This window comes from Pseudoglutamicibacter albus (assembly GCF_022346425.1).
GTDB classification, from domain to species: Bacteria; Actinomycetota; Actinomycetes; order Actinomycetales; family Micrococcaceae; genus Pseudoglutamicibacter; species Pseudoglutamicibacter albus.
Genome location: NZ_JAKRCW010000002.1, coordinates 247,155 through 265,980 on the forward strand (window position 1 = coordinate 247,155; position 18,826 = coordinate 265,980).

Annotated in this window: 19 protein-coding genes and 1 tRNA gene; 11 read left to right on the plus strand and 9 right to left on the minus strand. The window is 59.8% G+C overall.

The features are described from left to right. Nucleotides 1-41 precede the first annotated feature (41 nt). The 4 genes from MHJ63_RS02500 to mshD form a co-directional block, all read right to left on the minus strand. A complete protein-coding gene (locus MHJ63_RS02500; RefSeq protein ID WP_239446085.1) occupies nt 42-350 on the minus strand; it encodes a GNAT family N-acetyltransferase in 309 nt (102 codons plus the stop codon). 121 nt (nt 351-471) lie between these two features. Continuing rightward, nucleotides 472-1,443 (minus strand): NUDIX hydrolase, encoded by a 972-nt coding sequence (locus MHJ63_RS02505; RefSeq protein ID WP_052048792.1) that lies wholly within the window; start codon nt 1,441-1,443, stop codon nt 472-474. 23 nt (nt 1,444-1,466) lie between these two features. Further along, complete coding sequence (locus tag MHJ63_RS02510) at nt 1,467-3,707, minus strand: RNA degradosome polyphosphate kinase (protein ID WP_070506354.1); 2,241 nt, start codon at nt 3,705-3,707, stop codon at nt 1,467-1,469. Between the two features lie 173 nt (nt 3,708-3,880). Then, nucleotides 3,881-4,858 carry a mycothiol synthase gene (gene mshD / locus MHJ63_RS02515; RefSeq protein WP_420876130.1) on the minus strand — a complete coding sequence of 326 codons (978 nt, stop codon included), beginning with the start codon at nt 4,856-4,858 and terminating at the stop codon, nt 3,881-3,883. A 341-nt stretch (nt 4,859-5,199) separates the two neighbouring features. On the opposite strand from mshD, the gene MHJ63_RS02520 reads away from it, so the two are divergent. From MHJ63_RS02520 to MHJ63_RS02540, 5 genes are all read left to right on the plus strand, one after another. After that, nucleotides 5,200-5,844, plus strand: coding sequence for a hypothetical protein (locus MHJ63_RS02520; RefSeq protein WP_239446088.1), 645 nt, complete (start codon nt 5,200-5,202; stop codon nt 5,842-5,844). A 179-nt stretch (nt 5,845-6,023) separates the two neighbouring features. Beyond that, nucleotides 6,024-6,740, plus strand: coding sequence for a nitrobindin family protein (locus tag MHJ63_RS02525; protein WP_420876126.1), 717 nt, complete (start codon nt 6,024-6,026; stop codon nt 6,738-6,740). Nucleotides 6,741-6,797: 57 nt separating this feature from the next. Next, entirely contained in the window at nt 6,798-8,054 is a 1,257-nt protein-coding gene (ygfZ, locus tag MHJ63_RS02530) for a CAF17-like 4Fe-4S cluster assembly/insertion protein YgfZ (protein WP_239446089.1), read from the plus strand. Between the two features lie 115 nt (nt 8,055-8,169). Then, a complete protein-coding gene (gene tdh / locus MHJ63_RS02535) occupies nt 8,170-9,216 on the plus strand; it encodes an L-threonine 3-dehydrogenase (protein ID WP_239446090.1) in 1,047 nt (348 codons plus the stop codon). A gap of 61 nt (nt 9,217-9,277) precedes the next feature. Beyond that, the gene (locus MHJ63_RS02540) at nt 9,278-10,504 is read left to right on the plus strand and encodes a glycine C-acetyltransferase (RefSeq protein ID WP_420876127.1); all 1,227 of its coding nucleotides are present in this window, start codon (nt 9,278-9,280) and stop codon (nt 10,502-10,504) included. Nucleotides 10,505-10,627: 123 nt separating this feature from the next. Here MHJ63_RS02540 and MHJ63_RS02545 read toward each other — a convergent pair whose 3' ends face one another. The 3 genes from MHJ63_RS02545 to MHJ63_RS02555 form a co-directional block, all read right to left on the minus strand. Further along, nucleotides 10,628-10,954: a PspC domain-containing protein gene (locus MHJ63_RS02545; protein WP_239446091.1), complete on the minus strand. Its 327-nt coding sequence runs from the start codon at nt 10,952-10,954 to the stop codon at nt 10,628-10,630. A 105-nt stretch (nt 10,955-11,059) separates the two neighbouring features. Next, nucleotides 11,060-12,259: a pyridoxal phosphate-dependent aminotransferase gene (locus tag MHJ63_RS02550; protein WP_239446092.1), complete on the minus strand. Its 1,200-nt coding sequence runs from the start codon at nt 12,257-12,259 to the stop codon at nt 11,060-11,062. A gap of 137 nt (nt 12,260-12,396) precedes the next feature. After that, nucleotides 12,397-12,627 (minus strand): hypothetical protein, encoded by a 231-nt coding sequence (locus MHJ63_RS02555; protein WP_239446093.1) that lies wholly within the window; start codon nt 12,625-12,627, stop codon nt 12,397-12,399. On the opposite strand from MHJ63_RS02555, the gene MHJ63_RS02560 reads away from it, so the two are divergent. Next, entirely contained in the window at nt 12,626-13,003 is a 378-nt protein-coding gene (locus MHJ63_RS02560; RefSeq protein ID WP_239446094.1) for a hypothetical protein, read from the plus strand. The two genes, MHJ63_RS02555 and MHJ63_RS02560, sit on opposite strands and share 2 nt — an antisense overlap. 118 nt (nt 13,004-13,121) lie before the next feature. Here MHJ63_RS02560 and MHJ63_RS02565 read toward each other — a convergent pair whose 3' ends face one another. Further along, on the minus strand, nt 13,122-15,179 hold the full coding sequence (locus MHJ63_RS02565) for a S8 family serine peptidase (RefSeq protein ID WP_239446095.1): 2,058 nt from the start codon (nt 15,177-15,179) through the stop codon (nt 13,122-13,124). Nucleotides 15,180-15,635: 456 nt separating this feature from the next. On the opposite strand from MHJ63_RS02565, the gene MHJ63_RS02570 reads away from it, so the two are divergent. The 5 genes from MHJ63_RS02570 (at nt 15,636) to rplA (ending at nt 18,341) form a co-directional block, all read left to right on the plus strand. Next, nucleotides 15,636-15,708 (plus strand) — tRNA-Trp (locus MHJ63_RS02570). Between the two features lie 140 nt (nt 15,709-15,848). Further along, nucleotides 15,849-16,073 carry a preprotein translocase subunit SecE gene (gene secE, locus MHJ63_RS02575; protein ID WP_035758003.1) on the plus strand — a complete coding sequence of 75 codons (225 nt, stop codon included), beginning with the start codon at nt 15,849-15,851 and terminating at the stop codon, nt 16,071-16,073. Nucleotides 16,074-16,145: 72 nt separating this feature from the next. Continuing rightward, nucleotides 16,146-16,880 carry a transcription termination/antitermination protein NusG gene (gene nusG, locus MHJ63_RS02580; protein ID WP_070490189.1) on the plus strand — a complete coding sequence of 245 codons (735 nt, stop codon included), beginning with the start codon at nt 16,146-16,148 and terminating at the stop codon, nt 16,878-16,880. A 147-nt stretch (nt 16,881-17,027) separates the two neighbouring features. Next, nucleotides 17,028-17,459: a 50S ribosomal protein L11 gene (gene rplK / locus MHJ63_RS02585; RefSeq protein WP_035758007.1), complete on the plus strand. Its 432-nt coding sequence runs from the start codon at nt 17,028-17,030 to the stop codon at nt 17,457-17,459. A gap of 177 nt (nt 17,460-17,636) precedes the next feature. Beyond that, on the plus strand, nt 17,637-18,341 hold the full coding sequence (gene rplA, locus MHJ63_RS02590; protein ID WP_239446096.1) for a 50S ribosomal protein L1: 705 nt from the start codon (nt 17,637-17,639) through the stop codon (nt 18,339-18,341). A 280-nt stretch (nt 18,342-18,621) separates the two neighbouring features. On the opposite strand, the gene MHJ63_RS02595 is transcribed toward rplA, so the two are convergent. After that, a partial coding sequence (locus MHJ63_RS02595) for a hypothetical protein (RefSeq protein WP_239446097.1) occupies nt 18,622-18,826 on the minus strand: 205 nt, incomplete at its 5' end.

An 18,826-nucleotide genomic window follows, 5' to 3' on the forward strand; every position in this document is an offset into this window, starting at 1 on the left:
TGGACAACGATGCGCCCCATGGCTGGCTGTGGATGCTGGGTTTAGCGGGCGCGCAACACGGCGTACTGCGGGTGCTTCTCAAGGTAGTCGGCAGTGTAGGTGCACACTGGATCGACGGTGAGGCCCAGCGCCCACAAGCGTTCCAGGACGATCGTGGTGAGCGCGCGTGCATAGCCGCGGCGGGAAAACTCTTCCTTGATGATCGTGTGGATGAAACTCAAAACGTCGCCGTCTTGTTCGTACTGAATGAACCCGATGAAATCATCGCCATCGTACAGATTGAAACGAGACTGGACCTCGTCCTGCTCAACACGGAGCGTGTGCTGCTGAATCAGTGGAGGTTGCGGCATGGCAGGTTCCTTTCAACACGGCGCAAAACACGCCACGAACGCTGTGGGTGCTTCACCTCCGAGCCTACCAAGCACACGTTTGAAGCGATCTAGTCGCTCGAGCAGACACTCGTGAGCCGAATCAGTCTTCGAACGGCTTGTGGATCTCCACCGCAACGGCTCGCCACCGGCGTTTAGCATCCAACGCCCGGTGCAAGATGATCGCTTCCCCCGGAGCCAGGTACGGGTTCTCTTGAGGCAAGAACTCCCGCAGTTCTTTAGGCGTCACCGTCTTCAGGGCCTTCAACAGGGTTGGCATCACGGGGCGATGCGAACACACCAACGTAGACTTCGGGTTGTTGAACTGCTTCAACAGGATCCGTTGAGCCTTATCCGGGTCACGGTCAGCGGCGTGCTCGGTCAAAGCGGTCTGCTTCTTGATGCTCATATCCATAGCCGCCGCATACGGCTGAACCGTCTGAACACATCGAGTCCAACGGCTTGAAACCAACCGTTCCGGCTGCCACACCGTCAACATGCGAGCCAAGGCACGTGCCTGCGTGAAACCAGTTCGAGCCAATGTGCGCTCACCCTCGGAGCGGGTCCAGCTGTTGCGCGGCTTCGCTTTCGCGTGTCGCACCAAAAGGAACGGCGTCGTCTTCAAAAGCCCCTGCTCATACGCATCGACCACGGCCTTGATAGGGGCCTGATCCGCATCGTTGGTGAGCTTCTTCAAAGCCTTCGACGGCGAATACCAGCGGGCAATATCGACCTCTTTGCCGTCGGGGCTAACCCGCCGCAGCTTCTCCACGTGAGCCGCCCAATAGTACACAACCTTCGATTTCTTGCCCACAAAGTAATGGGTGCACGGCAACGGGATCCCCAAAGTGACCTTGAGGTTGGCTTCCTCTTTAGCCTCACGGACCGCAGCCTCAGCGATCGTCTCGCCATCATCGACCTTGCCTTTCGGCAACGACCAATCCTTGTGCTTAGGCCTGTGAATCAACAAAACCTGCAAACCATCATCGGGGTCGATACGCCACGGCACAACACCAGCGGCAACGATATCGGGGTTGCTCTCGGCGATTTCGCCGATCGGTTCAGTAGAGCGCACAGGAAAAGAAATTGATGCTGACATTATGCGTTCGGTGTTCCTCGACGAGCTCGGGTCTTCAACAAGTATTCCTGAATATCCATCAGACGGTTGCCGTCGGCATCCTTATGAACACGGTTCCAGGTGCCGTCCTGCTGCTGATGCCACGATGAGGTCTCATCAGACAAATACAGGTCCATCAACTCGATCAAGCCGCGCTTATCGTCCTCGTTCTTGATCGGGACTAACGCCTCAACACGGCGATCAAGGTTGCGGTGCATCATGTCAGCCGAACCGATATAAACCACCGGATCGCCATCGTTATGGAACGCAAACACGCGAGAGTGCTCCAAGAACCGGCCCAGAATCGAACGAACCCGGATGTTCTCCGATAAGCCCGGAACATTGGCGCGCAACGAACAGATACCACGCACAATCACATCGACCTGCACACCCGCCTGCGAGGCACGGTAGAGCGCGTCGATGATCGTCTCATCCACCATCGAATTGACCTTGATGGTCACACGAGCGTCCTTGCCCGCCTGCTTGTTCCTGATCTCTTGCTCGATACGCTCAAGCAAGCCAGAACGCAGCGAACGCGGAGCAACTAACAGGCGATCGAAGGTGGTACGCGGCGCGTAACCGGAGAGCTGATTGAACAAACGCGTGACGTCCTCACCCACGCTAGGATCACACGTCAACAGGCCAAGATCCTCATAGAAACGAGCCGTGGACGGGTGATAGTTACCGGTACCGATGTGGCAGTAACGCACCAACTGATGACCCTCACGGCGCACCACGAGCGAAAGTTTCGAGTGAGTCTTCAACCCCACGATCCCGTAGACCACGTGCACGCCCGCCTGCTCAAGTTTGCGGGCCCAGGAAATATTGGCCTGCTCATCAAAGCGGGCCTTGATCTCAACCATCGCAAGAACCTGCTTGCCGGCCTCCGCCGCATCGATCAGCGCATCCACGATCGGGGAGTCACCAGAAGTCCTATAGAGGGTCTGCTTGATCGCAACAACCTTCGGGTCAGCTGCCGCTTGGGACAAGAACGCCTGCACCGAAGTCGCGAAGGAATCGTAGGGGTGGTGCAACAGGATGTCGCGCTCCTTGACGGCCTCAACCACGTTCGCTTCCATCGCGGTCTCGGCCTCGTTCAGGAATCGTGACGTGCGGCCGATAGCCCGCGGATAGCGAAGGTCCGGGCGCTGAACCTGGGACAGCGCGCCAAGTCCGCGCAGATCCAGCGGGGTGGGCAGAGCGAACACTTCAGAGTCCTCAACACCAAGCTCACGCACCAGCAAAGTGCGGACCTCATCGGACATCTCTTCATCGATCTCGAGGCGAACCGGCGGACCAAAACGGCGCCGCAACAGTTCCTTCTCGAGCGCTTTCAGAATGTTCTCCGCATCGTCCTCTTCAACCTCGAGGTCCTCGTTACGGGTCACACGGAACGTGTAGTGCTCCATGATCTCCATGCCGGGGAAAAGCATGTCGAGCTGGGTTGCGATGATCTCCTCGAGCGGGACGAAACGCACCCCAGCCGATGGGTCATGAGACGGCGGGTCAACACGGACCAAGCGGGGTAGAACATCCGGGACTTTGACGCGAGCAAACAGGTGCTTGCCCGTCTGTGGATTCCGCACCAAGACAGCGAGGTTGAGCGACAACCCGGAGATGTAGGGGAACGGGTGGGCCGGGTCCACCGCCAACGGAGTCAGAACAGGGAAAACCTGTTCGGTGAACCAGTCCCGCAAACGGTGATGTTCCGAATCGGTGAGTTCGTCCCACCGGATGATCGTGATCTTCTCTTTAGTCAGTTCCGGCCGAACCTGCTCAGTGAACACGCGCGCGTGCCGCTGCTGAAGCTCTTGAGCGCGCTCGAGGATGGTCTCGAGCTGGTCCTGTGGACTCAACCCGGTCATCGATGGGACAGCCATGCCGGCTGCGATGCGCCGTTTGAGGCCCGCAACACGCACCATGAAGAACTCATCAAGGTTGGAACCGAAGATCGAAAGGAAGTTGGTGCGCTCCAGCAGGAACAGGTCAGGGTCTTCGGCCAGTTCGAGCACGCGCAGGTTGAAATCCAGCCACGACATTTCCCGGTCCAGGAACCGCTCCAGGCCAAAATCACCGTCCGGAGTAGTGTGGACGGAGACCTCTGGGGCCTCTATCCGGTCAGCGGTCGGCTTGACACGCTTCGGTTTGCTCGCAGGTACGGTTCCGGCGTGATTCTCCACGCGATCCTCCTTGTGATGCCGGGCCTGTTCGACGCCGGGCATGGCATGGGTGTCGTGCAGTGATCGGCCCTGCTCTTCACGAGCTATACAGGCTCATGCAGAGCGGGTGGAATCACCTTCAGGATACCGCTCGTTTAGCGGTGTTTTTCTCCAGAAGGGCGATATAGGTGAGATCTTGGGGCAGATGTCAGCCAACTGTTACCTGAAAGTAGTTTCTAGGCGTCTTTCGTATACATCACGTCTACGTCCCAGCGTTCAAAACCGAGGCTGTCATACAGGGCGACCGCTGGGGCGTTATCGGCGTCCACGTACAACATGATCGTCTGGTGTCCCTCGTCTTTGAGATGGTTCAAACCCGCCAGGGTGAGCGCCTTGCCCAGACCGCGGCCCTGCGCATCCGGTGAAACACCCACCACGTAGACCTCACCGACTGCAGGGTGTTCAGTCCCGCGCTCATCCGTGTGAGCCGCGTGCACCTTAGTCCAGTGGAAACCCAGTAGCTCACCGGACTCGTCGTCCGTGGCCAGCAGGAAACCTGCCGGGTCAAACCAGTCTTCAGCGAGCCGCTCATCCAAATCCGAACGCGTGAGTTTGCCCTGCTCGGGATGCGACGCGAACGCCGCCGCGTTCACGTCAAGCCAGGCATCGGCATCCTTGTTAGGGTCGAAAGCCCGGATGCTCACACCAGCAACCTCAGGGGTGGCAGGCAGCGACGCAGGGTCGCATAGCCGCATGCTCCACAACTCACGCACACGCTCCAAACCGACGCGTTCCGCTAGGGTGCGTGCCGCATCGTGGTCCCCGTGAGCCCACACGTTGACGGTGCGGCCCTCAAGCTGGGTCACCAGCATGTCCGCGAGGGCCTGGCCCATACCGAAACCGCGGTTGTTCGGATGCACGGCCATCTCCACGGTTGCGGGTTCGCTCGACCCGCCGGTCACGATCGCGGCCGCCACCACGCTCTCACGCGGCTGGCACTCTGCATTCGCCGGGCCTGCTGCTTGATCGGTCGATGCTGCCTGGTCCGTTGAGACGATCACACCCCACACGTCCTCGCCGCGGCGCAGCTCAATGCGGGTCTGTTCGTTGAACGGTTCGTGACCATCGGCGTCCTCAGCCGCGCGAGCGACCGCGATGATGCCATCCAACACGGCATCAGACGGACGGCCATCAAAGCGGGACAACGTCCACATCGTGGAATCGGTGCTGGTGGCGTCAGCGTCCTGTGCGGCAGGAGCCTGCTGGCCGCGTGCATCGTGCTGGTTGTTTGAGGCGTGCTGGCCGTGTGCAGCGTGGGATTCATGCGTGCTCATAGTCATTACGCTAATCGAGTTGCGGCGCAATGAACATGCCTGTTCATGTCCAGCGAAGTCATCCCCAGCGGGTTCATGGCCAGTGAACGTGCGCCCAGCGAGGCGCAGTGCACAACCCGGCGGCGCGTTTCCCGGCACGCATGCCCGCTGTTTTGTGCTGGTTTAGCTCATTTGTGGTGGATTGACTGGGGCGGCGTGGTTCGATGCGGCATGATGGAAGGGTGCGTTATCCGTTGCTACTGATTCTGTCCGGGCTGGTGTGGGTTGTTCTTACGGCCCCGGTTTTGTTGAGCCTGGGGGCGGAGTCAGGCTCAACTCAGATGGAATCGAGCGCGGGTTTGTTTACGACCGCGTTGGTTTTGCTCGCGATGTGTGTTTTGTGGCCGCGCCGCCAGCATGCCGTGGGTGGTTCCACGGTCCGGATCGTGATGTTCGTGACGATGGCGGCTTCGCTGGGAATGATGCTGTTGCTTCCGGAGGAGCACGGGTTGGCGTGGTGGCCGATGGGCGCGGCAGTCGGTGTGCTGCTGAGTTTCGTGTTGCAACTGTTCTCTGTTGAGGAATCTCGCGAGAAGGTAGCGGTGCTCGCCGAATGCATTGGCGCCTCACTGGTCGTGGCGTTGGGTTCCGGCTGGTTTGTGTGGGTCCGGGAGATCCGCTTGGAAGGTGCCTCGGTTTCGACAGCTTTGTGGGTTTCGGTTGCGCTCGCCGTGGTGGGTGTGGGGCTGGGTGTCTGGCTGATCACCTTGAGCCGGCCTAAGGCGTTGGGTCAGATCCCGATGTGGACATTCGCTATCGCTGGGGCGTGCGGCGTGGTTGCGATGGGTATGCCCACTGCGCTTGTGACCCGGTATTTGATCTATTAGAGCGGTCATAGTTGCGGACGGTTTCTGGCCTGGTGGGGGAACGGGGCTAGACTAGAGGCATGAACGATTACTTGGGTTATGAGATTTTCTTCTACGGCCTGATCGGTGCTGCCGGCTTGGGCATGTTGAGCTTCGCGATCGGCACCGTGCGTTACCTGTTCCGGGGTCAGAAGTAATTTATGGCGTTTGAGCTTCCCGTCGATCTCACGCCGGAGCTTGTCCCGTTTTCGTGGCTTTTGGGCCGCTGGGAAGGCTACGGGATGCTGGGAGAGGGTGCCGCTGATGATCAGCGGTTCTTCCAGCGCGTCACTTTTGAGCAGATTGGTTTGCCGGTTGTTGAATACCGTGCAGAGACGTGGCTAGCTGATGACGAGGGCCAGGTTATTCGCCCGATCGCCGTGGAGACCGGTTTCTGGCAGCTGGAACGTGAGCTGACTGAATCGGATGGCGGGCCTGGCTTGATTCCGGGTGACGTGGTTCCTGCGTTGCGTAACGCGGAAGACGTCGAGAAGCTACGCACTGAACGGGACGGCCGGGAGGGCTTTGCCCTCAACGTGACGATCGCGCATCCTGGTGGGATCACCGAACAGTATTCGGGGCACATCGCTGGCCCGCAGGTGTTCCTCGAAACCGCAGGTGTGCAACGTTCGCAGTACGCGCATCCGTATGATCGGGCGACCCGCATTTACGGGTTGGTCAACGAGATGCTGTTCTGGCGTTGGGACGTCGCAGGCGATGCCGGTGAGGAGCTCGCGGCGCATGGTTCTGCCCAGCTGAAGCGCGTTGCCCCGGGTGGCCGCCGACACGCCGCCGACAACAACGGCTCTAGCAACGGCGATGCTGCTGAGGGGACTGAGGAATCAGCCGGCGGCGAAGGCACTGACTCCGCCGAGTAGGCGTTGTTGCCGAGCTGCTGTAGAAGCTGAGTTTGTTGACATGCTGAGTTTGTGTAGATGCTAGACCCGCAGCCTGTTGATCTTTCCGCGGTTGAGCCGACCTCGGATTCCGTGTTCTTGAGCCTTGAAGGCGCAGTGCGTGCCTCGGGTGTGGACGCCGGCATTGCTCTGCACTATGGCTCGCCTTTGCGTGAGGGCCGCGACGTGGATGAAGCCCGCGCGGTCGTTGATTTGTCCTCGTGGGATGTGGCCCGGGTGAGCGGCCCGGACCGTCTCACGTGGCTGAACTCGCTGGCTTCCCAAAAACTCGACACGCTGACACCGAGTGTGCCGACCCCGGACGAGTCCAACCAGGGCGTTGAGTCGGTTCAGAACGTGGCGGTGCGGGCCTTGTTCTTGAATCTACAGGGCCGCATCGACTTTGATGTGCGTGTTCTCGATGACGGCGAAGCCACGTGGCTTCTCACCGAACCGGGCTATGTGGGTAGCTTGGTCGAGTGGCTGGGCAAGATGCGTTTCATGAGCCAGGTCGAGGTTGCTGATGTGACCGCCGAATGGGCCGTGGTGGGGGCGCGTTGTGTGTTGCGCGAACGGCTCGCCGATGCCGATGGACAGCAAGCCGGGGTGGTAGGACAGCTTGAGGACGCGTGGGGCCCGGTGTTGCGGGATCCGTGGCCGGATGTGTGCGTTGGTGGCTGGCCGTATGGTCCGGTCGGCGGTGAGCATCCTGGTTCTGATGGTGAATGGTTCTTCTCGCTGGTTCGGCGCTCCCGTATGCCGGAGGTATTGAGCGCGGTGCAGGACGCTGGGCTGCGCATCGGCGGTCTGATGGCGTATGAACAAGTCCGCATCGCGGCCTGGAATCCGAGTATCCGGACAGAAGTGGACTATAAGACGATTCCTCACGAACTGGACCTTCTACGCGTGGCAACCCACCTGAACAAGGGTTGCTATAAGGGGCAAGAGACGGTGGCTCGCGTTCACAACTTGGGGCATCCGCCGCGCCGCATCGTGTTCTTGGACCTGGACGGTTCCGAACACACGTTGCCTGCGGCCGGCGCTGAAGTGAAGGCGGGTGAGCGCACGGTTGGTACGCTCACAAGTGCTGTCTTGCATCACGATGCCGGCCCGATTGCGCTGGCGGTGATCCGTCGGAACGTCGGTGTCGATACGGAGCTGACTGTGGTGGACGGCGAGCAGACCTATCAGGCGCTACAGACCGTGATTGTGCCCCCGAACGCTGGCAATGTGGTGGGCCGCCCGAAGGACGTGGGCCGGTTGGGTCCCGGCATGGGTAAGGATCTGCGCGGATAAGGCCTCCCCAGACGCCCGGCGCGCGCGTTAGTCTTATTCCTAACTGCCGCCGCACCGTCTTATGCGCCCGGCCCGTGTTTTTCGGCTCGCGCCCTTTCTCTTCTGGGAGGACTCCATGAAGGCCCTGTATAAGTCTGGCCCGCACGCCGGTTTCGAGTTCACCGACCGCCCCGTTCCTGCCCCGGGCGCGCACGATGTTCTGATTCGTGTTGCGATGGCGGGGATCTGCGGTACAGACCTGCACATCGAGGCCTATGATCAGGCGGCCCAAGACATGATCGCCCCACCCATGATCCCGGGGCATGAGTTCTATGGCGAGGTCGTCCAGACCGGCGGTTACGTGACCGATGTGAAGGTCGGGGACCGGGTTTCCGGTGAGGGGCACGTGGTGTGCGGTATGTGCCGCAATTGCCGTGCGGGGCGCCGCCACATGTGCATCAACACGCAGTCGGTTGGGGTGCAGCGTGATGGCGCGTTCGCTGAGTATGTGGTGATTCCCGAATCGAATGTGTGGATTCACACGGATGATTTCGTGACCCCGGAGCTGGGCGCGATCTATGACCCGTTGGGCAACGCGACCCACACCGCGCTTCTGAATAACCTCGTGGGCGAGGACGTTCTGATCACGGGTGCTGGCCCGATCGGTTTGATGTCTGCCGCTATCGCCCGTCATGCTGGCGCGCGCAAGATTGTGGTCACTGACTTGAGCGAGGAACGCCTCAAACGTGTTGAGGGCATGGGCGCGGATGCAGGGGTTCTTGCAGGTCGCGAGAAGATCGCCGATGTGCAACGCAACCTGGGGCTGGTTGAAGGCTTCGATGTCGGCTTGGAGATCTCAGGAGCCCAGCCGGCGCTTTCGGAAATGATCGAGAACATGAACCACGGCGGCCGCATTGCACTTTTGGGTTTGCCTAACGGCGCGTGGAGCGTGGATGGTGGCCGTATTGTGACGCGCATGCTCACGTTGCAGGGCGTGTATGGCCGTGAGATGTATGAGACCTGGTACGCAATGACCGCGATGCTCCAGAGCGATGAGCTGTTCAGGCAACGGATCGCTTCCGTGATCTCCGATGTGGTTCCGGCCTCCGAATGGCGTGAGGCTTTCGATATTGCCCGCTCGGGGCAACGCGGCAAGGTCTTGCTGGATTGGCGAAACGTTTAAGACACTCTACTTAGACACACTGCTTGTAAACGATGAGGTTGAGGGGAAGGGCTGAGGAATTATGACGAATGCACGTGAGGCGATGCTTGCTGATTTGCAGGCTGAACTGGATGAAATCGAGGCCTCGGGCCTGACCAAACGGGAGCGGACCATCACGACCCCGCAGTCAGCCCACATCACCGCTAGCGCGAACGGCCAAGCCCGCGAGGTGCTGAACTTCTGCGCCAACAACTACCTTGGCCTGGCCGATGATCCGCGGATCATCGACTCCGCACGTGAAGCCTTGACCGAACGCGGTTTCGGTATGGCCTCGGTGCGGTTCATCTGCGGAACCCAGGACCAACACCTTGAGCTCGAGGGCAAGCTCGCTGACTGGTTGGGAACCGATGACGCGATCCTGTTCTCTTCCTGCTTCGACGCCAACGGCGCCGTGTTCGCGCCGCTATTCGGCGAACAGGACGCAATCATCTCGGACGCCCTGAACCACGCCTCGCTCATCGACGGGATCAGGCTCTCTAAAGCGGCCCGCTTCCGCTACGCCAACCGCGACATGGAAGACCTTAGAGCCCAACTCGAAGCGGCCAAGGCCCTCAACGATGGCGCGGGCGCTCGCCGCACCGTGATCGTGACCGATGGTGTGTTCTCGATGGACGGCTTTCTTGCTCCGCTGCGTGAAATCTGCGACCTGGCCGATGAGTACGGCGCTTTGGTCATGGTCGATGATTCGCATGCGGTCGGTTTCATGGGGGAGACCGGCGCCGGAACTCCTGAACATGCGGGGGTTTCTGACCGCGTTGACATCTACACCGGAACGTTCGGCAAGGCCCTGGGTGGCGCATCGGGCGGTTATGTCGCGGCTCGTCAGCAGATTGTCGATATTTTGCGTCAGCAAGGCCGCCCGTATTTGTTCTCCAACTCGCTGGCCCCAGCGATCGTTGCCGCAACGATCACTGCCCTGGACTTGGTTTCGGGGGCAGCTGACTTGCGTGAAAAGCTCTTCGAGAATGCCGCGCACTTCCGCCGCCGCATGGACGAGGAGGGCTTCGAGCTGCTTGAGGGCGAGCATGCGATCATCGCAGTCATGTTCCACGATGCCGCGCTTGCGGCCAAGATTGCCGACGAGATGCTCAACCACAGCGTGTATGTCACGGCGTTCAGTTTCCCGGTGGTTCCGCGCGGTGAGGCCCGCATTCGCGTTCAGCTTTCAGCGGCGCACTCACCCGAGGACATCGAGGCGTGCGCGGACGCATTCGTGGCGGCCCGCACAGCGGTTGAGGCCGCCAGCTAGAAGGCTAGGCGCCGGCGCGAAAGCGGCACTGAAGAGACCGCCGCACTGACGGGAACGCTGCGTTGACGGAAAAGCGCGGCATCTGCTCTCAAGCAGGTGCCGCGCTTTCTTATCCGCGTTGAGCTATTTCCGCACTTTATTGGCGCCCCAGTTCATGAGTTTTTCTAGCAGTAACGGATCGTATTCCCGCGGCGGGATGGCGACGGTCTTGCGGCGTCGCGCAGCACGCTCGGCGGCCTCGTCGCTGGCGCCCCACGGGATGAGGACCCATGCGATGAGGTAGGCCGGTAGCGAGATGACCGGCAGGATCAACGCGATGAGCGTGATGAGCCGAACCATCCCGACGTCCCAACCGGTTTTGTGTGCGATGCCGCCACACACGCCACCCAGCATCCGGCGGGGGCCGCGGCGTATCGGCATGGCTCTAAGCCACCTGTAGATCGGATCCATGTGGAACACTTCCTGAAAGGTCGGTTTCGTCAAAGGTCGGTGTTGTGAAAGGTTGCTGTCGTGTTCGGTGAAATTCGTTTCTGGCCGCGAAGTCGTTCCCAGAGACTAGCCAGCGCCGTTGATGAAGTCACGAACGCGGCGGAGGCCTTCTGCGAGGTCGTCGTCGCCGAGCGCGTAGGAGAGGCGCAGGAAGCCCGATGGCCCGAACGCTTCGCCTGGTACGAGCGCTACACCGGTTTCTTGGAGGATGAGTTCGGCGAGCTGGCTCGAGGTGGTGGGGGTTTGCCCGGCGTAGGTTTTGCCGAGGGCTTCGCGCACATCCACGTAGGCGTAGAACGCACCCTTTGGGGTAGGGCAGTGGAAGCCGTTGATCTGGTTGAGGGCTTCGACCATGGCTTTGCGCCGGCGATCGAAGCTTTCTCGCATCGTGTGGACCTCATCGAGCGTCCCGGAGACTGCCGCGATCGCTGCCCGCTGGGACACGTTGGCGACGTTACCGGTTGAATGCGACTGGAACGTTGAGACCACCTTGATGAGGTCGCTTGGTCCGATGAGCCAACCCACACGCCAACCGGTCATCGCGTAGGTTTTAGCTACACCGTTGAGGATGACAACCTTCTCAAGGCCTTCCGTTACAGCGGCGATGGATGTGAACTCGGCTTCGTCGTAGACGAGGTGTTCATAGATTTCGTCGGTGATAACCCAGATGTCGTTATCGCGGGCCCATTCGCCGATCGCTTTGGTCTCTTCCGGCGTGTAGACGGCACCGGTCGGGTTGGATGGGGAGACGAACAGGACCGCTTGGGTTGAATCGGTGCGCGCGGCTTCAAGCTGTTCGACTGTGACTTTATATCCGGCCTCAGGGCCGGCGAAGACCTCGACGGGCACGCCGCCTGCGAGTTTGACCGCCTCGGGGTAGGTGGTCCAGTAGGGGGCGGGGATGATGACCTCATCACCGGGGTTCAGTAGGGCCTGGAACGTGTTGAACACCGCTTGTTTGCCGCCGTTGGTAACCACGATGTTGGCCGGATCAACCTCGAGCCCTGAATCACGCAGGGTCTTGGCGGCGATTGCTTCTCGCAGTTCGATGAGGCCGTTAGTCGCGGTGTAGCAGTGGTTTTTCGGGTCGCGGGCGGCAATAACTGCGGCCTCGACGATGTAGCCGGGAGTTGGGAAGTCCGGTTCGCCGGCACCGAATCCGATGACGTCCTCGCCTTGTGCTTTCATGTCCTTGGCGCGGTTGGTTACCGCGAGGGTTGCCGATGGTGCGATGGCGGAAAGTCTGGCTGAGAGACGAGCTGGCATGAACAGTCCTTCAATGATGCGGTTCGGGTGTGCGTTGGGGCGTTTCCGAGCCACCAGATAGAGATAATGTGGAGCGCTTCCATCCTAGCGAGGCGAGTGGGAAAATGAGGCATGCATTCAGAAATGACGCCTCAGTTTTACAGCCGCAAGAATCCTAGAACGCCGGGCGCGGCGCGGCGGCTTATTCCCGCGTGTGTGCTCGCGTTGTCCTTATCATTCGTGGCGGCATGCTCAAGCAGCCCTTCCCAGAACGAGGCTGAGCAGTCGGCTACTGAGTCGGCATCGCCCGCGGAAACAGGCTCGGCGGAGCCTTCAGCCAATGAGTCAACGCAGCCTTCAGCCAGCGAGTCAGAGGAGTCTACGACCATGCCCCCTTCAGCTTCTGCTTCAGGTGGTCCTCAGGACGGCCCGTCTTCGAGCAGGCTTCCTTCGATGCGCGGCCCAAAGAATGATCCTTCGCTGCGGCATCATGGTCCGCCAGCGGTTGGTCGGGGGACTATTGACGGGTTGATCCTGCAGGTTAAGAAGGGTTCTGACCGCGACGAGGTGGATAAGAAGGTGGCTCGGGCCCTTGAGAAGTTCGATGTTGCGGCTAAGCCGGGGCTCACGATGTTCGACGGCTCGTTCGTCTACAGCTTGGAGCCTGGTTTCAAAGAGACCCGGTTGGATGAGGTGAGCGAGGCTTTGGAAAAGCTGCCGGAGGTCACCTCGGTTGAACCGGATTCGCAAGCACGCATGCAGTAGGCGGTGCCTGTAAGAGGAACGAACCGATAAAGATGCGGCCGGCCTGGATTTCTCCAGACCGGCCGCATCTTGCTCTCTTGTTTTATGGTGCTCTACCGCCTGCACGGTAGAGGGTCTCTTATTTGACGGTGACCTCTACGTCATCGAGGTTGAACGCGGTAGCGAAGAACAGCCCTTCGCGGCCGATGAAGCGTAGCTTGATCTGCTGACCAGCGAACCGGGAGAGGTCGATGTGGTGCTGGCGGTAGCCGCCACCCTTCTCTGCGTTGGAGTGAGCTTTCAGGGTGGTCCAGCGTTTGCCGTCCCACACCGAGACGGTGAGGGTGTCGCTCACAGCGGGCATCAGTTCGTTCGAACGCACCTTGAGCCAATAGCTCAAAACCGCGTTGGATTTAGCGGGCACGTTAACGCTCTGTTCCAGCGTGTATCTCGAGGGGCGGCCGTTGCCGTTGAACATAGCCGAGTGGTCACCGGAGCGAGCATGAGTGCTGTTGCGGGCCAGGATGTTGCGAGCGTTGCTGGACCACGGCCCGAGGCCTTCCTCGAAGCCGCCGTTACGGATCAGCTGACGCCCAGGCTCAGGCTCAGAAGTCTGCTCCGTTGTTGGTTCCGGGCTCGGCTGAGGGTTTGGTGCCGTGGTTGGCGAGCTACTTGGCTCGGTGGTTGGCTCGCTGGTTGGCTCCGGGGTCGGCTGAGGGTTTGGTTCCGTGCTTGGTTCTGGGCTCGGCTGAGACGTTGGCTCCGTTGACGGTTCAGGGGTCGGCTTTGGAGCTGGCGCATTGTTTCCGGCCGCAGCCTTGACCGCACGCCCAGCGTCGACGAGCCCTGCGCCGCACGGACGCGGGCACTTGCCATTCGGTGCCTTCACGGTCTCTTTGAGGATCTTCTCGATACGAGCTGGGGAGATCTCTGGGTTCACGGACTTCATGAGTGCGGCAACACCTGCAACGTGCGGGGTAGCCATCGAGGTGCCCTGGTATTCCGAGTAGCTTGGGCCAACGGGACGGGTCTTGCCGGAGTTCACGGTGGAGAGGATTCCGCTACCGCGAGTATGGGTTTCACCGCCGGGTGCAGATACGTCCAGGGTGTCACCGAAGTTCGAGTAGTGGGCTGGCTTGCCTTGTTTATTGGTTGCACCAACGGTCACTACGTTTTGGCAGTTAGCTGGCTGGAAGTTCGCGGCGTTCGTGGTGTCGTTACCCGCAGCCACAACAACCACGGCTCCGCGGCTGTTGGCGAGGTCGATGGCACGCTGGTAGCTCGGCATGCAGGTTCCGCCACCACCTAGTGACATATTGATCACATCAGCCGGGTTCTGGTTTTTAGGGGCACCTTGCACGTCTACTCCGACTGACCAGGCGATAGCGTCAGTGAAGTCAGACAAGCGTCCGCCGCACTTACCGAGCACACGCACAGGCACGACCTTAGACTTTGGCGCTACGCCCACAACACCTTTCGAGTCTGCAACTGCCGCGATGGTGCCGGCTACGTGGGTTCCGTGCCAGGAGGAATCACGTCCGCGGGGCTCGCCGCATTCTCCAGCTACTTGCCAGTCACCGCTGTCGGTCGGGTCGTTATCGCGCCCGTCGCCATCGGTGGCTGTTTCTGGATCGGCGATGAAGTCATAGCCCGGCAGAATGTTGGCATCCAAGTCAGGGTGGCGGGTGATGCCGGAGTCCAATACGGCGACAACCGCACCCTCACCTTGCGTGTACTTCCACGCTTCCTGCGAATCCACTCCGTAGGTGCCGTGAAGACCCCACAGGTTGGACCAGTCCTGATCGCGAGGCTCAAGGCTCACCGGGTACAACCGGATATCCGGCTCAACGGATTCAACTGCAGGGTCAGCGGCGAGCTTGTCCATGAAGTTATCGGCCTTCTTACCTTTGAGGCGCTGATCCCCAAGATCGATCACGTGTGATCCGGTCGCGGTCTTGCGCACTTCCTCGGCATCTACTCCGTAGGACTTACCGGCTTTCTCCCAGGCCTTGGAGCGCTTCGCCGCCTGATTGGTGGCACGAACCGACGTCTTATAGGTCACGATGAAGCGGTCATAGCCATCGGCGTTGAGCTTCTCGATCGCCTCCTGTTTGCGTTCAAGGTTCTCTTGAGCCTTTTGCGAATCCTCATGGGACCGCTTGTCGGTTTTAGCAACAATGACGCTTTGCGATTGCACCGATGCTTCAGGCTGCGATGCGACAGGGGTCGCGTGTGCCATCGTCGGGGGGATAGCCAGAGTCAGTGTCGCAACGCATGCGCCAAGAGTTCCAAGGAATCGAGTGCGCGACGCGCGACGGGCGTGGACCCGGCGAGGGCGCGGTGTGGATAAAGTCACTATGATCGTCTTTCGTGTTCGGGGAGGGAGCACTGTGGATCGCTCACGGTGCATCAACGGTAGACGTGAATAAATCTATTGGGAAGACCTAACTCGCACTTCTTATACGATCCTCAGTAACTGCATGAGGGGTGCATCGAGAGTGCACGGTGTACTCATAGGTAACTGTCTGTGGTGTGTACTGAGCGCATGAGTTCGACTTATCGCGCGTGTTCGGTATAGACTGGACATTCGGTGTTCACCGTTTGCGGATCAGCGCGCTTAGGTGGGTGGCTAAAATCGGTGGACACGGCTCATAGGGCAGTGGCGCAATTGGTAGCGCAACGGTCTCCAAAACCGTAGGTTGCAGGTTCGAGTCCTGTCTGCCCTGCGTTTGGGCAAACGCCCGGCGATGACGGCGTGGACCCCGCACCCCAGGATCGGGGCCGCGGGGCCATGTTGTTTCAGCAAGAGATCTTAGTAAGGGATCTGAGTGAAGGATCTGACACGTGCAGATCGGAAGGTGAACCAGTGACGGAAACCACGGCACAACGCAAGAAGCGCGGCTTCTTCGGTGCGATCTCTCTGTTCTTTGCCCAGGTAATCCAGGAACTGCGCAAGGTTGTTTCACCAACCCGCAAGGAACTGGTGAACTACTGGTTTGTTGTACTCATGTTCGTTGTCATCGTCATGATCATGGTGGGTCTGCTGGATTTCGTGTTCGGTAAGGTCGCCGTCTGGTCGTTTACCCGATAACTACGCTCGAATGAGCCGCGCGCAACCGGGCGCGGCCAGCCGCAGAGCGCACCAAGCAGAAAGTAGGAGCGAGTGTCCGAGCAGGAACTGGAAGCTAACGAGTCAGAGCCACGCACCGAGGTTGACTCGACCGTCGACGCCTCCGTCGACGCTGCCCAGGATGCGGACAGCGATGCTGCAGCCGAAACCGATGAGCTCACCGAACTGCGTCGCAAGTTCCGTTCGAAACTACGTCGGCAACCGGGCCACTGGTACGTCATCCACTCGTACGCAGGCTACGAGAACCGCGTGAAACTCAACCTGGAAACCCGTATTCAGACCCTGAATATGGAGGACTACATCTACGAGATCCAGGTTCCAATGGAAGAAGCCGTTGTCGTGAAGAACACGGTTTCTAAAAAAGTTCGTCGAGTCCGCATCCCGGGCTACGTGCTGGTCCGCATGGACTTGACGGATGAATCCTGGGGCGCTGTACGCCACACCCCAGGCGTGACCGGCTTTGTCGGCAACGCATATGACCCAACCCCGTTGAGCCTTGACGAGGTGTACTCGATGCTCGAGCACACCATCGAGGTTGAAGCGGAAGCCGAAGAGACCGGTAAAGAAGCAAAGGTTCCTGTCACAGAGGTCAAGGCAGACTTCGAGGTTGGCGAGGCCGTCATCGTCAACGACGGCCCCTTCGAATCGATGCCAGCAACCATCTCCGAGGTCAAGCTCGAAACCCGCCAGCTCGTGGTCCTGGTTTCCATCTTCGAGCGCGAAACCCCGGTCACGCTGCAGTTCAACCAGGTCACCAAAGTCAACTAGTCCAAGCGGGCTACATAGACAACACAAAAGTTTTCGTCGCCCCGGCTCGCTTAGCCGGGACCGACGATCCGGTCGCCGCGCCACGGCGGCCAACCGGCCCTCGTACGCTCCTGTGCGAGGGTGAAGTTTGAGAGAGAAGGACCATACATGGCTCCGAAGAAAAAGGTCACTGGCCTGATCAAACTCCAGATTCAGGCAGGTCAGGCAAACCCGGCCCCACCAATCGGCCCGGCACTTGCCCAGCACCGTGTCAACATCATGGAGTTCTGCAAGGCTTACAACGCTGAGACCGAATCCCAGCGCGGTAACGTCATCCCAGTAGAGATCACGGTTTTTGAAGATGGCTCGTTCACCTTCATCACCAAGACTCCACCAGCGTCCCAGCTGATCAAGAAGGCAGCTGGCGTTGCTAAGGGCTCCGGCGTTCCACACACTGACAAGGTGGGTAAGCTCACCAAGGATCAGGTCAAGGAGATCGCTGAATACAAGATGAAGGACCTCAACGCTAACGACGTTGACGCTGCGTCCAAGATCATCGCAGGCACCGCCCGTTCGATGGGTATCGAGGTCGAGAAGTAATCGCGCTTCTCGCTACACGCCCTCGCGTGTGGCGCGCGGTTCAAACACGCGAACCAAACACACAACGTGAGCGTGGACTGAACCCGTTACAGATATAAGCATCATGCCCCGTGAAGGGGAGTGGGAAGGGTCGAGCGCGGCCCGGGTACCACAACTGCACAAGGAGAAAAGACGCAGATGGCAAAGCGCAGCAAAGCATATTTGGAAGCAGCCGCCAAGATTGAAGACGGCAAGCTCTACCAGCCGAAAGAGGCTCTGGCTCTGATCAAGGAGACCACGAGCGCTTCGAAGGGTAACGCAACCGTTGAGGCTGTATTGCGCCTTTCGGTTGACCCTCGTAAGGCTGACCAGATGGTTCGTGGCACCGTGAACCTCCCACACGGCACCGGTAAGACCGCCCGCGTAGTGGTCTTCGCTGCTGGCCCGAACGCTGACGCAGCTCGTGAAGCTGGCGCAGACTACGTTGGTTCCGATGACCTCATGGAGAAGATCCAGGGCGGTTGGACCGACTTCGACGCCGCAGTAGCCACCCCAGACATGATGGGTAAGGTTGGCCGCCTCGGTAAGATCCTCGGCCCGCGTAACCTCATGCCAAACCCTAAGACCGGCACCGTCACCATGGACGTTGCTAAGGCTGTTGGCGACATCAAGGGCGGTAAGATCGACTTCCGCGTTGATAAGCACTCCAACCTCCACTTCATCGTTGGTAAGGCTTCCTTCGACCAGAACGCTCTGGAAGAGAACTTCAAGGCTGCTGTTGAGGAAATCAACCGTCTGAAGCCATCCGCTTCCAAGGGCCGCTACATCAAGAAGGCCACCCTGGCTACGACCTTCGGCCCTGGCGTTCCACTGGACCCAGCAACCGTCACGGTCCGCAGCTAGCACCACGCGGCTAGTCGCCGACGAAACATAGCGTTTGTCCCCGGTCATGCGAATGACCGGGGACAACATCATTTAACGACAATGCATATAACCCAGCATGGACGATGTGCGGGTGGGCTCGGGTGCCGAACAGGGGCGAAACAGGGCGGTGGCGTATTGAACGGTGGTGCCTTCCGCTCAGCCGTGAAGCGTTGCAAGCGCTAGCCGATCGTAGTGCCTCATGTCAAGTTGATCGCGTAGTCCTAGTCGTGCCTCACAGAGATTGATCGCGTAGCCCTGCTTAGGCAGTATGGAGTTTCACCCCACCGGTTTGTCGTTTCCGTCGGTTCTGTTTCGCGTCTTCGACCTCAGCTGTGAGGACCTTAGTCTTCCAACTGGCTTTGGTGATGAGCATGTCCTGATACCGGACAATGTCACGCGTGAGTTCGACCGGGTTGAGCTTCGCGTACTGCGCCCGTAGCGCTCGTTCTTGAGCTACAGAGAGC